This is a genomic window from Paraconexibacter algicola, assembly GCF_003044185.1.
Lineage (GTDB): Bacteria > Actinomycetota > Thermoleophilia > Solirubrobacterales > Solirubrobacteraceae > Paraconexibacter > Paraconexibacter algicola.
Map to the genome: position 1 here is coordinate 1,799,816 of NZ_PYYB01000001.1, position 14,416 is coordinate 1,814,231.

Annotated in this window: 12 protein-coding genes; 6 read left to right on the forward strand and 6 right to left on the reverse strand. The window is 75.9% G+C overall.

The window, feature by feature from the left end; translation table 11 throughout:
• Nucleotides 1-3 precede the first annotated feature (3 nt).
• The 5 genes from C7Y72_RS08555 to C7Y72_RS08575 form a co-directional block, all read right to left on the reverse strand.
• On the reverse strand, nt 4-2,586 hold the full coding sequence (locus C7Y72_RS08555; protein ID WP_107568340.1) for an NHL repeat-containing protein: 2,583 nt from the start codon (nt 2,584-2,586) through the stop codon (nt 4-6).
• Nucleotides 2,587-2,681: 95 nt separating this feature from the next.
• Nucleotides 2,682-3,461 carry a siderophore-interacting protein gene (locus C7Y72_RS08560; protein WP_107568341.1) on the reverse strand — a complete coding sequence of 260 codons (780 nt, stop codon included), beginning with the start codon at nt 3,459-3,461 and terminating at the stop codon, nt 2,682-2,684.
• Nucleotides 3,458-4,264 carry an ABC transporter ATP-binding protein gene (locus C7Y72_RS08565; RefSeq protein WP_199223892.1) on the reverse strand — a complete coding sequence of 269 codons (807 nt, stop codon included), beginning with the start codon at nt 4,262-4,264 and terminating at the stop codon, nt 3,458-3,460. The genes C7Y72_RS08560 and C7Y72_RS08565 overlap by 4 nt, the downstream gene beginning before the upstream one ends.
• Nucleotides 4,261-5,289 (reverse strand): FecCD family ABC transporter permease, encoded by a 1,029-nt coding sequence (locus C7Y72_RS08570; RefSeq protein ID WP_107568343.1) that lies wholly within the window; start codon nt 5,287-5,289, stop codon nt 4,261-4,263. Before C7Y72_RS08570 ends, C7Y72_RS08565 begins: the two co-directional genes overlap by 4 nt.
• The gene (locus tag C7Y72_RS08575) at nt 5,286-6,323 is read right to left on the reverse strand and encodes a FecCD family ABC transporter permease (RefSeq protein WP_107568344.1); all 1,038 of its coding nucleotides are present in this window, start codon (nt 6,321-6,323) and stop codon (nt 5,286-5,288) included. The genes C7Y72_RS08570 and C7Y72_RS08575 overlap by 4 nt, the downstream gene beginning before the upstream one ends.
• Nucleotides 6,324-6,359: 36 nt before the next feature.
• Here C7Y72_RS08575 and C7Y72_RS08580 point away from each other — a divergent pair, with 36 nt between their 5' ends.
• Both C7Y72_RS08580 and C7Y72_RS08585 read left to right on the forward strand, forming a co-directional pair.
• A complete protein-coding gene (locus C7Y72_RS08580) occupies nt 6,360-7,376 on the forward strand; it encodes an iron-siderophore ABC transporter substrate-binding protein (RefSeq protein ID WP_107568345.1) in 1,017 nt (338 codons plus the stop codon).
• A gap of 121 nt (nt 7,377-7,497) precedes the next feature.
• Nucleotides 7,498-8,928 (forward strand): hypothetical protein, encoded by a 1,431-nt coding sequence (locus C7Y72_RS08585; protein WP_107568346.1) that lies wholly within the window; start codon nt 7,498-7,500, stop codon nt 8,926-8,928.
• On the opposite strand, the gene C7Y72_RS08590 is transcribed toward C7Y72_RS08585, so the two are convergent.
• Nucleotides 8,915-10,276: a flavin monoamine oxidase family protein gene (locus tag C7Y72_RS08590; protein WP_107568347.1), complete on the reverse strand. Its 1,362-nt coding sequence runs from the start codon at nt 10,274-10,276 to the stop codon at nt 8,915-8,917. The genes C7Y72_RS08585 and C7Y72_RS08590 overlap by 14 nt on opposite strands.
• Before the next feature lie 26 nt (nt 10,277-10,302).
• Between C7Y72_RS08590 and C7Y72_RS08595 the strand changes: the two genes are divergently transcribed.
• From C7Y72_RS08595 to C7Y72_RS08610, 4 genes are all read left to right on the forward strand, one after another.
• Nucleotides 10,303-11,478, forward strand: coding sequence for a M20/M25/M40 family metallo-hydrolase (locus C7Y72_RS08595; RefSeq protein WP_107568348.1), 1,176 nt, complete (start codon nt 10,303-10,305; stop codon nt 11,476-11,478).
• Between the two features lie 9 nt (nt 11,479-11,487).
• Nucleotides 11,488-11,772, forward strand: coding sequence for a TraR/DksA family transcriptional regulator (locus tag C7Y72_RS08600; RefSeq protein WP_107568349.1), 285 nt, complete (start codon nt 11,488-11,490; stop codon nt 11,770-11,772).
• 22 nt (nt 11,773-11,794) lie between these two features.
• On the forward strand, nt 11,795-13,237 hold the full coding sequence (locus C7Y72_RS08605) for an SDR family NAD(P)-dependent oxidoreductase (protein ID WP_107568350.1): 1,443 nt from the start codon (nt 11,795-11,797) through the stop codon (nt 13,235-13,237).
• 66 nt (nt 13,238-13,303) lie between these two features.
• A complete protein-coding gene (locus tag C7Y72_RS08610) occupies nt 13,304-14,395 on the forward strand; it encodes an MBL fold metallo-hydrolase (RefSeq protein ID WP_158276729.1) in 1,092 nt (363 codons plus the stop codon).
• The last annotated feature ends 21 nt before the right edge of the window (nt 14,396-14,416 follow it).

A 14,416-nucleotide genomic window follows, 5' to 3' on the forward strand; every position in this document is an offset into this window, starting at 1 on the left:
CGCTCAGCCGCCGGTGTAGCCGGCGATCTGGAACCGGTGCGGGTACGGGAACGCGCCGCCCGCCGCCACGATCCGGTCGCCCACGACCACGACGTCGTTGAAGAACCCGGGCGAGCCCGCCGAGGGCACCGTGCGCACGCCGCCGGCGGCGAACGCGGAGTCCGGCTGACCGCTCGCGCTCACCCGACCGAGCACCGCGTGCGTGTCGAGCGCGAAGTCCGACCCGGCGATGACGTAGCCGCCGGCGGCGCGGCGCGCGAGGCCCGGGGCCTCGCAGCCGTCCGGGAGCGCGAGCGTGATCGAGCCGCCGGCGCCGAACGCCGTGTCGACGCCGCCCTGCGGCGTGATCTTCGCGACCGTGCACTGCGGGCGCGGGTTCGCGCTCGTGCGACCGCTGAGGACGAGGGAGCCGTCGGGCTCCCCGACGATCGCGGTCGCGGACGCCACCCGGTCGGGGTCGAGCACGCGGCGGCCGGGGGTCCCGGCGTCACCCCAGAGCGCGTCGACCTGCACGTCGCCCGCGCCCGACTGCGGCGCGAGGCGCAGCACGACGCCCTCGGAGTACCCCGGACGCGCGCTGTCGATCGTGAACCCGCTGAGCACCAGGCCGGTGAGGGCGCCGCCCGCGGTCTGCATGGCCATGTCGGTGATCTGGCAGCCGCTGCCGCCGCCCCCGGCGATGTCGCAGGCGTTCGCGGGGAGCGTGACGAGGCCGTCGCCGCCGTTGTCGAACGTCGGGTCCGGGGTGCCGTCCGCGGTGAAGCGGGCGGCGAACACGCGCGAGGAGATGCCGTCGGCGTAGTCGCCGGCCACGACGATCCGGCCGTCGGGCTGGATCGCGACGGCCTGCCCCCTCACGCGCAACGCCCCGGGGACCGGGATCGAGGCGAGGCCGCTGGAGCCGAACGTCCCGTCGGGCGTGCCGGCGGGCGTGAGCCCGTAGACGCGGACGTCGCCGAGCGCGGTGGTCTCGCCGACCAGCAGGATCCGGCCCGAAGGCGCGACGGCGGCGTCGCGGCCCCCGAGGTCGATCCCGCTCTCGATGAAGGTCGCCGTGCCGCCGCTGCCGTAGGTGTCGAGCGCGCCGTTGGCCGTGTAGCGCGCCGTCGCCCAGTCGTAGGCGCTGCCGCGCTCGCGCAGGCCGATGAGCACGAACTTGCCGTCCGGGCCGGTCGCGATCCGGTTGACGTACGCGCTGCGCGGCATGCCGCCCTGACTGAAGGGCAGCGACTCGACGCCCCCGAGACCGAAGGTCGGGTCGAGCGTCGCGGGCGGCAGGCCGCTCACGTCGGGCGCGCCGCCGCCCCCGGTGGCCGGAACCTTCGGCCGGAAGTTCGCGGCGACGATGAGCGACGGCCCGGGCCGGTCGGTCACCAGGCCGACCCGGCAGGTCTCGCCCTTGTTCGGGTTGCCCTTCGTGCAGCCCTCGAAGCTCGCGATCTCCGAGCCCGCCGCCGGCTTGGCGTCGAGGTCCACGCTGTCACCGGTGACGAAGAGGTGCGAGCAGACCGGCGGGCACGAGATCTCCCCGCCCGCGGACACGAGGGCGCCGCTCCCGCTGCCGGTGATCTGCACGGTGATGCGCGTGCCCGGGACCGTCGGCGCGGTGATCCGCGGCGCCTCGATCGCGGCCTGCTGGGTGGAGTTCACCTGGTCACGGATCGTGACCTGGCGGGCGGTGATCCGGGTGCGCGGCACCCGCACGAACTGCGCCTCGGTCCTCGCCGCGGCGGCGTACGTGTCGGGCACCTGCAGCGGCAGCCGCTTGGCGACGTCCGCCCAGCGCGTGGCGACCGCCGCGTTGCCGAGCTCGGCGCGGATGAAGTCGACGACCGCCGGGCTCTTCTTCGCCGCCTGGTAGGAGAGCGGCTCGCCGAGCGTGCCGAAGATCAGCTCGTACATCGTGCGCGTCCGCGCGTTCATCTTCGCGCCACCCGTGGAGATGGTGCCCGCGGTCTGCGGCGGGGCCTGCCGGAAGCGCCCGTGCACGTCGATGGGACGGTGCGCCGCCCGCAGCGCGTTGCGGGCGCCGAGGACCTTGAGGTAGCCGCTCCAGTTGCCCAGCGCGGTCGTGAGCGCGTTGCGCACGGTGAACGTGGTCGCCCGCCCGGTCTTCGCCGACACGGACCGCACCCAGAACGACCGGTTGGCGGTCGCGTTGGTGACCTTCACGGTGAACGAGGCGGTCTTCGGCGTCGTGGCCTTCGTCTTCTTGCGGACGAGGAACACGAGGACGTTGCGGACGGCGGCGCTGCCCTGGCCCTGGACGGGCGCGGTCGCGACATAGACCTTGGTGGTGCGCCGCAGCCGCTTCCAGGCGCTCGAGCGGATGTCGATGCCGAGGGTCCCGACGGTCTGCCCGACGGCGCGCGTGGCGCCCGGCCGGGATCGCGGCACCTTCGTGCTCGTACGGCGCACCTGCACGACGCCGTAGGAGACGTCGCCGGGTGCGGGGGCGGCGAGGACGAACGAGGCGGGCTTGGCCTTCTGGGCGACGGCGGCCGACGGTGCGACGGTGGCGACCGCGAGCAGACCGACGGCAACGGACGCGGCTGTGGCGCGCGCGGCCCGGGAACCTGCGGGCATGAGGACTCCTGAGGACGAGTGAACCGCTGACCGCGGCCCCTGGACGGGCGCGAATGTACCGGCTGTCGCACCTTCGTGCCACTGCCGCACCGCGTTCAGGTGTAGTCGACGCTCTCCGGGGTCGCGCGGTGCTTCCAGTAGCCGAGCACCTGGACCGCGCCGGCGCACGCTGGCAGGTGGGCGGCGACGTGCCGTCGCACGTCGCGCATGACGAGCGCCTCGCCGCCGCCCCAGCACTGCCCGCGGGTCGTCGGCAGCTCCAGCGTCCGCAGCGTGTCGATCACCACCGTCGACGTCCCCGGCGCGGCGTCCCCGCGCACGCACCAGTGCCAGTCCACGTCCGCGGCGCTGTCCACCGGGGCCCGCTCCGCCTCGTCCTGGACCTCGACGAGCGCGATCGTCCGGTGGCCGGCCGGCAGCTGCTCGACGATCGCCTGCAGGGCGGGCAGCCCGGTCTCGTCCGCGGCCAGCAGGCTCCAACCGGCGTCGGCGACCGGCTCCCAGTGGGTGCGCGGTCCGGCGTGGCCGACCCTGTCACCCGGACGGGCGTGGAGCGCCCAGCGCGCCGCGATCCCCGCGGGGCCGTGCAGGAACACGTCGACGTCGATGGTCGCGTCCGCCGGGGCGCTGCGGCGGACGGTGAAGTTGCGCCAGTGCTGCTCGGGGCCGCCGGGCGGGAAGCGCCAGCCCTCGCGCGGGAGCACGAGCTCCTCCCCGGGACCGGCGAATCCGAGCGTGACGATCTCCCCGGGCTGCTCGATCCCGGGATCGCCGAACGCGTCCGCGGCGAGCGTCAGGCGCAGCATCCGCGGCGTGAGCGCGCGTCGCGCCACGACCGTGGCGATGCCGGCGTGCAGCGGGAACGGCCGGGTCATGCGGGCAGCTCCTGCGCGACCGCCGTGCGCGCCGCCGGGATGACGAGCGGGGCGCCGGTCTCCGGGTCCTCGATCACCCGGCAGCGCAGACCGAAGACGCGCTCGACGAGGCCGGCGTCCACGATCATGCGCGGATCGCCCTGCGCGACGATCGCCCCCTCGCGCATCGCGACGAGATGCGTCGCGTAGCGGCAGGCGTGGTTGAGGTCGTGCAGGACCGCCACCAGCGTGCGGCCGCGCTCGTGCAGCTCGGCGCAGAGGTCGAGCACCTCGACCTGGTGGGCGATGTCCAGGAACGTCGTCGGCTCGTCGAGCAGCAGGATCGGCGTGTCCTGCGCGAGCGCCATCGCCAGCCAGACCCGCTGGCGCTGACCGCCGGAGAGCTCGTCGACGATCCGGTCGGCGAGGTCCGTCACGCCGGTGGCGTCCATCGCCGTGGCGACCGCCTGCTCGTCGGCGACCGACCACTGCCGCAGCAGCCGCTGATGGGGATAGCGGCCCCGGGCGACGAGGTCCGCGACCGTGATCCCGTCCGGGGCGATCGCGCTCTGCGGCAGCAGGCCGAGCTCGCGCGCGACCGCCCGCGACGGCTGCGCGCCGATGTCGCGCCCGTCGAGCAGGACCGTCCCGGTGCGGGGGCGCAGCATCCGCGCGAGCGCGCGCAGCAGCGTGCTCTTGCCGCACGCGTTCGGGCCGACGATCACGGTGAAGGAGCCGTCGGCGATCGCGAGGTCGAGGTCGCGCGCGACGATCCGCCGGTCGTAGGCGAGCTCGAGGTCGGTGGCGGTGAGGCGGGGGCTCATCGGGTTCTCCACTCCTGGGTCAGCAGCCATGCGAGGAAGACGCCGCCGACGAGGCCGGTGACGACGCCCACGGGCAGGTCCTGGTCGAGCAGCCGCTGGGCGGCGAAGTCGCCGGCGGCCATGAGCGTCGCGCCGGTCAGGGCGCTCGTGCCGAGGCCGGGGACGGCGGCACGCGTCAGGCGCCGGGCGATCTGCGGGGCGGCGAGCGCGACGAACAGCACCGGCCCGGTCGACGCGGTCCCCACGGCGGTCAGCGCCACGGCGAGCGCGGCGAGCGCCAGCCGCGCGCGCTGCACCCCGACCCCCAGCGCGCTGGCGGCGTCGTCCCCGAGCTCGAGCAGCTGCATCGAGCGGGACAGCAGCAGCGCCAGCGGCAGCAGCACCGCGAGCGCGGCCGCGACCGGCCAGACGTGCTCCCAGCCGCGCCCGTTGAGGCTGCCGACGAGCCAGTGCGACGCCTCCAGCGCGTCCTCGCGGGTGGCGCGGGTGATCAGGTAGTCGTTGAGCGAGTAGAGCGCGTAGCCGATCCCGATGCCGACGAGCACCAGCCGGTAGCCCTGCACGCCGCCGCGGAACGCGAGCAGGTACACGACCGCCGCGGTGACGACGCCGCCCGCGACGGAGCCGAGCGCGATCGCGACCGCGCCGCCGCTCGTCGTGAGGATGACGAGCAGCGCACCGCTCGCCGAGCCGGCGGTGAAGCCGATGACGTCCGGGCTCCCGAGCGGGTTGCGGGTGATCGACTGGAAGATCGCGCCCGCGACGCCGAACGCGGCGCCGACCAGCACCGCCGTGAGGACGCGCGGCAGGCGCAGCGTCTCGACGATGAACGCGTCCCCGGGATCGCCGCGGCCGACGAGCACGGCGAGGACCTGGCCGACGGACAGCGGGAAGTCCCCCGTGGTGAGCGCCAGCACGACCGTCGCGAACGTCAGCAGCGCGAGGGCCGCCCCGACGAGGATCGGACGGCGGTGCAGCCGCAGCGAGACGCGGCCGCCGGCGGCGCGCAGGACGATCGCGCTCACAGCTGCGCGATCCGGGTGCGGCGCACGAGCGCGATGAACACGGGCGCGCCGACGAGCGCGGTGACGATCCCGACCTGCAGCTCCCCGGGGCGCACGACGACGCGTCCGAGGACGTCGGCGGCGAGGATGAGGATCGGGCCGAGCAGCACGCAGTACGGGAACACCCAGCGCTGGTCGGGGCCGGTGATCGCGCGCGCGACGTGCGGGATCGTCAGGCCGACGAACGCGATCGGCCCGGCGGCGGCGGTCGCGGCGCCGCACAGGAGCGTGATCGCGACCGCGGCGAGGATCCGCGTGCGGCCGAGGTTGGCGCCGAGCGCGCGTCCGGTCTCGTCGCCCAGCGCGATCGCGTTGAGCGACCGGGCGAGCCCGAGCGCGAGCAGCGTCCCGGCGAGCAGGAACGGCCCGACCTGCGCCAGCACGTCGAGGTCCCGGCCCGCGAGCGAGCCGACGCGCCAGAAGCGGAAGTCGTCGAACGCGACGGGGTCGAGCAGCGTGACGCCCTCGATGAACGCGCTGAGCGCCGCGTACGTCGCGGTCCCGGCGAGCGCGAGCCGGACCGGGGTGGCGCCACCGCGGCCCATCGAGCCGAGCGCGTAGACCGCGACCGACGCGAGCGCGGCACCGGCGAAGGCGAACCACACGTAGCCGGAGGGGTCGCTGACGCCGAGGAAGCCGATGGCGACGACGACCGCCGCGGAGGCCCCGGCCTGCACGCCGAGGATGCCCGGGTCGGCGAGCGGGTTGCGCGTGATCGCCTGCATCAGCGCGCCGGAGAGGCCGAGGGCGACGCCGACCGCGATGCCCACGAGGGTCCGCGGGATCCGCAGGTCGCGGACGACCGCCGCGTCCTGCGAGCCGTCGTCGGCACGGAGGTGGTCGAGGACCTCGCCGAGCGGGATCGAGCGGGTGCCGACCGCCGCCGAGAGGCCGACGAGCAGCACGAGGACGGCGACGCCGAGCAGCAGTCCGGCGGGACGCGTGATGCGGGGGAGCCGGCGTTCGGCCGGAGGGGTGGCTGCGACAGAGGACACGGATAAGGGTGCCCTAACGATGCTAGCGTGGCGACCATGTCAAAGGTCCTCTCCCTCCTCGCCGGCCTCGCGCTGGCCCTCCTCGTCCTCGCCGGGTGCGGTGACGACGACCCGTCGTCGGCCACCGGGGCGGGCACGGTCAGCACCGCCGCCGGCGCGGCCTTCCCCGTCACGATCACCCACCGCTACGGCTCGACCGAGATCGAACGCGCCCCCGAGCGGATCGTCACCGTCGGGCTCGTCGAGCAGGACGCCCTGCTCGCGCTCGGCATCACCCCGGTCGCCACCACCGAGTGGTTCGGTGACCGGCCCGGCGCGATCTTCCCCTGGGCGAAGGACGAGCAGGGCGACGCCCCCGACCCGACGGTCCTGAAGTCCCCGACCGGCGCGGTCCAGTTCGAGAAGATCGCCGCGCTGCGCCCCGATCTCATCCTGGCCCTCTACGCGGACCTGAAGAAGACCGACTACGACAAGCTGTCGCGGATCGCCCCGGTCGTCGTCGCGCCGAAGCAGTACGTCCCCTACGGCATCCCCTGGCAGGACGTCACGACGATCGTCGGCCGTGCCGTCGGCCGCCCGGCGCAGGCCGCCGAGCTCGTCGACGGCGTCGAGCAGCAGCTCGCCGACGCCAAGGCCGCCCACCCCGAGTTCGCCGGTAGGCGCGGGCTCGTCGCCACCTACTTCGAGGGCAAGCCGTACGTGTACGGCCCCCAGGACCCGCGCGGGCGGCTGCTCACCACGCTCGGGTTCTCGCTGCCGGACGGCCTGCAGGAGTACGTCGGCACCGAGTTCGGCCGCGACCTCAGCGAGGAGCGCGCCGACCTCCTCGACGTCGACGCGATCACCTGGCTCGTCGCGTCCGACAAGGACCGCCAGGTCATCCGCGACCGCCCGACCTACCGGCGGCTGCCCGTCCGCCAGAAGGGCCGTGAGGTCTTCCTCGACGAGACCACCACGCTCGGCCAGGCCGCGTCCTTCATCAGCGTCCTCTCGATCCCCTACCTCCTCGACGAGCTCGTCCCGCAGCTCTCCACCGCCGTCGAGCGGGAGTAGCGGCCGGGCGGCTCTCCCAGGGTCGAGTGGACGCCAGATCCTTCCGCGAAGGACCTGGTGTCCACTCGGCGCCGCGGCCGCAGGCGCCTGAGTTCGGCGTCCGGCGGGTAGACCGCGACGGATGAGCGATCTCCGCACGCCGACACCCGTCGCCTCGTTCGAGCTGCACGAGCTGCGCTCCGAGCACGACCGGGTCGTCGTCCGGGGACGGTGGAGCGGCACGCGCGGCATGCGGTTCGTGCGCCCCACGCTGCTCGTCGGCGATCGTGAGGTGCTCGCCTCGCTGGAGCACAAGCCCTGGGCGCCCGACGAGGGCGCCCCCTGGACCGCGGCGTTCCCCTGGGAGGGGCCGGCGATCGAGCCGGGCGACGCCGCGCTGGCGGTGACGCCGGCGGTGACCGTCCCGCTCGCCCCCGAGGCGTCGCGGTCCGCGCCGCCGGCGCCCGCCCCTGCTCACCGCGGCACGCCGCCCGCGCGTGCCGACCTGCCCGCGCGCGCCGACCGGCCTGCGCCCGCCGCCCCGTCGGCGGATGTCGACCTGTCCGCGCGTTCTGACCGGCCCGCGCCCGCGGACGAGCGCAACGCCGTGCGTCCCGACCGGCCCGAGCCCGTGGGCGCCGACCGGCGTGACCGCGGATCCGGCCAGCGGTCCGCCTCCGCGGACCGGCCCGCGCCCGCCATGGAGGCACCGGGGGCGGCCCCGGAGCTCGATCGGCTGCGGGCGCGGCTCGCCGGCGCCGAGCGCGACCGGGAGGAGGCGCGCGCGACCGCGAGCCGCCTGCGGGAGGACCTCGACGAGGCGCGCGAGCGACGGTTCGCGGCCGAGGACGCGCTCCGCACCGCGCAGGAGCAGCGCCACCGCGTGGAGCTCGAACGGGACGACGCGCGCGCCGACGGCCGGCGCTCCGAGGGCTGGGCGGAGCAGCAGAGCCGCCACGTGCGCAGCGTCCAGGAGGAGTCCGCCCGGCTGGTCCGGGAGCGCGACGAGCTGCGCGCCGCGCTCACCGCCGTGGAGCGCGAGCGCGACGAGGCGCTCCGTCGTGCCGAGCACGCGCGCGAGGCGCGCGACGAGACCCTGATCGCCTTCCGCGCGCTGGAGCGCCGCGCGCGCACCGGCGACACCGCCGACCACGCCGCGCTCCCGGTCGCGACACGCGACCGGCGCGCGGAGGCCGAGGACCCGGCGCCCGCCGCGCAGCGGCCAGCCGCCCGCGCGGAGCCCGCTCCCGAGCGGCTCGTCCCCCGCGACGACGGGGACGACGACACGCAGCTGCCCGCCGACCGGCGCCGCGCGCACGCCGACCCGACCCCGACCCCGACCGCGCCCGACGACGACCCGACGCTCGTGGCACCCGCCGACGACCCGGACGAGCCGCTCGGCGTCGTCGCGCTCCCCGCCGCGAAGGACCTCGCGGCGGACGTCCATCACGTCGACCGGCTGAGCGCCCGCCCGGTCACGGCGTTCGACGTCTGGGCCGTGCGGATCCTCGGCTCGGTCGCGGCGGTGTGCTTCCTCGGGCTGCTGCTGCTCCTGATGCTCACGTTCGCGTGAGCGCCAGCGCGGCGAGCGCCTCGCCCGCCGCCCGCTCGCCGGACTGGATCGCCCCGTCGATGTAGCCGTTCCAGGTCGTCGCGGTCTCCGTGCCCGCCCAGTGCAGCCGGCCGGTCGGGGCGCGCACCGCGCGGCCGAACGCCGTCCACGTGCCGGGGGTGAAGAAGCCCGCGTAGCAGCCGCGGGTCCACTCCTCCGCCGACCAGTCCCGGTCGACGTACTCCACCGGCCGGGCGGCCCGCTCGCCGAACAGCCGCGCGAGCGTGCCGGTGACCGCGCGGCGCCGCTCGTCGGTCGACCGTCCCGAGAACGCCCGCGCCTCCGCGCCCTCGAGGAACACGAGCAGCACGCCGATCCCGGTGCCGTGCGGCGAGTTGTCGAACACGACCTTGCCCGGGCCGCGCAGGCTGATCGCCTGTCCCGACAGCCCGTCCGCCCGCCAGAACGGCTCCTCGTAGACGGACATCGTCTTGATCACGGAGCCGTTGGGCACCCGCTGGGTGAGCTGGTCGCGCGCGGCCGGGAGCGCGGGCGCGTAGCTGATCCGGGCGGCGAGCGCGGGGGCGAGCGCGACGATCACGCGGCGGGCACGGTGCTCGCCGGCCTCGCCGCGGACCACCACCTCCTCGCCCCGGGTCGTGATCGAGCGGACCGGCTGCCCCAGCTGCACCATCCCGTCGGGGAGCGTCGCGGCGAGGTCGAGCGCGAGCCGCTGCGACCCGCCGACGATCCGGTCCTGCTGCGCGCCGCCCCGGGTCCCGAGGAGGAGGTCGAAGCCACCCGCCGCGTGCATGTAGAAGAGGACGTGCAGCAGCGACACGTCCCGGGGCTCGCACGCCCAGACCGCCGCGCACGAGAGCCGCAGCAGCTCGCGGCCGACCTCGGTCCGCAGCGACCGCACGATCCAGTCCTCGAACGTGCGGGCGTCCCAGCGCGCGGCACGGCGCGCGGCCCACGGCGCGTCCGTCGGCACCTGGCGGGCCATCGCCTCGAGCCGCAGCTGCGCCTGCCCGACGTCGACGAGGACCGCCGGGTTCAGCCGCGGGATGTCGCCCCGGTAGCGCGAGACGCCGCGGTGGTGCTCGACGAGGTTCAGCCCGGTCGCGTGCGTCGGGTAGGTGCGCAGGCCGAGCCGCTGCGCGAGCGCGACGGCACGGTGCTGCGTCGGCCCGATCCACTGGCCGCCGACCTCGACCGTGCCCCCGTGGTCGAGGTCGTGGTTCAGGAGCCGTCCGCCGACGCGGTCGCGCGCCTCGAGCACGACGACGTCACGGCCCGCGCGGTGCAGCGCGTCCGCCGCGGTGAGGCCGGCGATCCCGGCGCCGACGACGAGGACGTCATGGGTCATGGTGCGACTCAGCCTACGATCCGCCCGTGACCGCTGCCGAGGATCGCCTGCGCGAGGACGTCGAGGCGCTCTGCCGGATCGTCCGGTCCAGCGCGGGGGAGGGGGAGCGCCGGGCCGCCGCGTGGGTGGCCGGGCAGCTGCGCGACGCCGGCCTGCGCCCGGTCGTGCAGCCCTACCGCTCGCCGCGCGGGTACGCGCTCGCGCACGCGCTGCACGACGCCGCCGGGCTCGCCGCGATCGGCCGCGGCGGCCTGCTCGGGGCGGCCCTCACGCTCGCGGTCCTGCGCTCCTACGAGCGCGAGACGAGCGGCCGCGACCAGTGGGTCCGCCGCGTCCTGCCGTCCGGGGAGGGCGCGAACGTCGTCGTGCGCATCCCGGGAACCGGCGAGGTGCGCCGCACGCTCGTCCTCGTCGCGCACCTCGACGCGGCGCCGACCGGCTGGGTCTGGCGCCCGGCCTTCGCCAACGCGGGCGCGGGTCTGGCCCGGCGCACGCGGCGGATGTCCCCCGTGATGGGCGCGCTCACGGGCGCGTTCCTCGCCGGTGCGGCGGGCAGCGCCGTCGAGCGGGCAGCGCCGCGGGCCGGCCGCGCGCTGCGGACCGGCGCGCTGGCGACGATCGGGGTCGGCCTCGCGGGGCTCGTCAGCGTCGCCCGCGGCGCGACCGTGCCCGGGGCGTCCGACAACGCGACGGGCGTCGCGGTCCTGCTCGGCCTCGCCCGCGCGCTCGCCGCCGCGCCGCCCGTGGGCGTCGACGTCGTGCTCGTCCTCCCCGGCGGCGAGGAGGCCGGGATGGGCGGCATGCGGGCCTTCGCCGACGGGCCGGTCCTCGCGGCGGCGCTGGCGGCGGGGCCGGTCACGGTCGTCGGCGTCGACACGCTCGGAGGCGGGACCCCGATCGTCGCCGCGGCCGAGGGGGCGATGCGCACCCACCGCTTCGATCCGGAGGCCGTTGCGCTCGTGCAGGCGGGCGCCCGCGCGGCCGGGGAGGACCCGCCCGCGCGCTGGCGGATCGGCGCCTGGACCGACCCGGTCCTCACCCAGCACCGCGGCATCCCGTCGACGACGCTGCTGAGCGTCGGGGACCGCGGCCACTACACCGAGTACCACCTGCCGACCGACACGCCCGACCGCGTCGACTGGGACTGCGTGGAGCGGTGCGCGCGGATCGTCGCGGGCGTGGTCGTGGCCGCGTCCGGGTAGCCGTCGGACATGGCTTCACCATCGACGCTCGACGTCGGGGCCGCCCGGGTCCTGCTCCTCGACGCCCACGACCAGCTCCTGGCCCGTCGCGGCCGCTTCGTCCGCGCCGTCGAGGCGGAGGCCCTCGACCGCGTGGAGCGCGCACTGCAGAAGCTCGACGAGGGCACCTACGGGACCTGTGACGACTGTGGCCGCGCGATCGCCGCGACCCGGATCGACACGGCGCCGGACAGCGTCCTGTGCGTCGCGTGCGAGGGCCGCGCCGCCCGCCGCCTCACCGCGCCGCGCAGCTGACCACCCGTACCATCCGGGCGCCATGACGGCGCCCGACGGCATCGACCCGCAGGACCTCCAGCACGCGCTGCGCGTGCTCGCCGACGCGCAGTCGCTGTCGCCGCAGCACCCCGACTCGATCGCGTTGCAGCGCGCGACCGCCGCGCTGTTCAAGGCGGCCAAGGACCGCCGCCGCGCGGAGCGCCGCGCCGCGGTGAAGGCCAACGACGACGCGGTGACCGCGGCGACGGCGACCGCCGCGCCCGACCGGATCGACGACGAGACCGAGGGCCTGCCGCTCGCATCGCGGGCGGGCAACGGCTCGGCCGGCCGCCTGATCAAGGCGCGCGCCTGCTACGTCTGCAAGGAGCGCTTCCACGAGGTCGACGCGTTCTACCACCAGCTCTGTCCGTCCTGCGCGGCGTTCAACCACGAGCGTCGCGACCAGCACACCGACCTGCGCGGCCGGCGCGCGCTGCTCACCGGCGGGCGCGCGAAGATCGGCATGCACATCGCGCTGCGGCTGCTGCGCGACGGCGCGGACCTCACGATCACCACGCGCTTCCCGCGGGACGCCGCGCGCCGCTTCGCGCAGCTGGCCGACAGCGAGGAGTGGCTGACGCGGCTGCACGTCGTCGGCGTGGATCTGCGTGACCCGGCGCAGGTCGTGGCGCTCGCCGACGAGGTCGCCGCGCGCGGTCCGCTCGACGTCCTGATCAACAACGCCGCGCAGACGGTCAAGCGCCGCCCGCAGGCCTACGCGCTCGTCGCGGCGGGGGAGCGCGAGCCGCTGCCGGGCGGGCCGCTGCCCGAGATCGTCCAGCTCGGCCGCTCGCCCGACGCGGACGCGCAGACCTCCCGGCCGGCGATCTCGACCCCGCACTGGTCCCCGACGCCGGACGTCGTGGCGTCGATGGCGCTGACCGCCGGGAGCGCATCGCTGGAGCGGATCGCCGCCGGTCGCGCGGTCGACGCGGGCGGCCTGATCCCGGATCTCGACGACACGAACAGCTGGATCGACGCGGTCGACCAGGTCGACCCGATCGAGATGCTCGAGGTCCAGCTCTGCAACGCGACGGCGCCGTTCATCCTCATCGGCCGCCTGCGCGCGACGCTGGCGGCGTCGACGGCGCGCCGCACGTACGTGGTCAACGTGTCCGCGATGGAGGGGCAGTTCGCGCGCGGCTACAAGGGGCCGGGGCACCCGCACACCAACATGGCGAAGGCCGCGCTGAACATGCTCACGCGCACGAGCGCGCAGGAGATGTTCCAGACCGACGGGATCCTGATGACCGCGGTCGACACCGGCTGGATCACCGACGAGCGCCCGCACCCGACGAAGGCGCGGTTGGCGGAGGCGGGCTTCCACGCGCCGCTGGACCTCGTGGACGGCGCGGCCCGCGTGTACGACCCGATCGTGCGCGGGGAGGCGGGGGAGGACCTCTTCGGCGTGTTCCTCAAGGACTACCGGGTCGCCGACTGGTAGACCGCTCCACTCCACCATTTGACAACTACACAGTAGTGGAGTAGCTTGCGGTCTATGGTGCGAACCGTGGACCCCGAGACCCTCGCCGCCGAGCTGCTGTCCGGCGACCGCCCCGCCCTCGTCGACGTGCGCCCGGCCGCCGACGCCGCCGGCTGGACGCTCGACGGGGACGGCGTCACGACCGTGAACGTCCCTGCCGTCGGCGTGCTGGACCCCCCGCACGCCGCCGCGGACCAGGTCCCCGCCGGCAGCGTGCTCGTCTGCACCCGCGGCCGCATGGCGACCGCCGTCGCGCAGGCGCTCCCGGAGAAGGACCTCCGGGTCCTCGACGGCGGGCTGCGCGCCTGGATCGGCCTGCTGCTGCCCCACCGCGTCGACGTCGGCGTCGACGGCCTCACCGTCCTGCAGGTCCAGCGCCCCGGTCGTGGCTGCCTCTCCTACGTCCTGGTCGCCGACGGGGAGGCGCTCGTCGTCGACCCGGCCCCGCACCCCGACGCGTACGTCGCGCTCGCCGCCGAGCACGGCGCGCGGATCGTCGGCGTGCTCGACACGCACCTGCACGCCGACCACCTCTCCGGGGCCCGCGCGCTCGCCGCCGCGGCCGACGCCCGTCACGTCGTCCCGGCCGCCACGGTCGACCGCGGCGTCGCGTTCACGCCCGACGCCACCGTCGCCGACGGGGAGACGCTCACGCTCGGGGCCCACGACCTCCGCGTCGTCGCCCTGCCCGGCCACACGACCGACATGACCGGCCTGCTCGTCGGCGACCGCGCGATTCTCTCCGGCGACTCGCTGTTCGCCGACGGCATCGCCCGTCCCGACCTCGAGGTCGGCGACCTCGAGCGGTCCCGCGCGATGGCGCGCACGCTGCACGCGACCCTGCGCCACCAGATCCTCTCGCTGCCCGGCGACGCGATCCTGCTCGGCGGTCACGCCCACCCCGGCCTGCGCGCGGGCGCGGTCGCGCCGACGCTCGACGCGGTCCGCGCCGCGGTGCCCGAGCTGGCGCTGGCGGACCCCGAGGCGTTCGCCGACGAGCTGCTGCGCGCGATGCCGCCGCGCCCCGCCAACTACGAGGCCGTCATCGAGGCCAACGCCGGCCGCACCGATCCCGATCCCGAGCTGGAGAGCGGCGGCAACAGCTGCTCCTCCCGCTGACCCCTCCCGCCCAGGAGCACC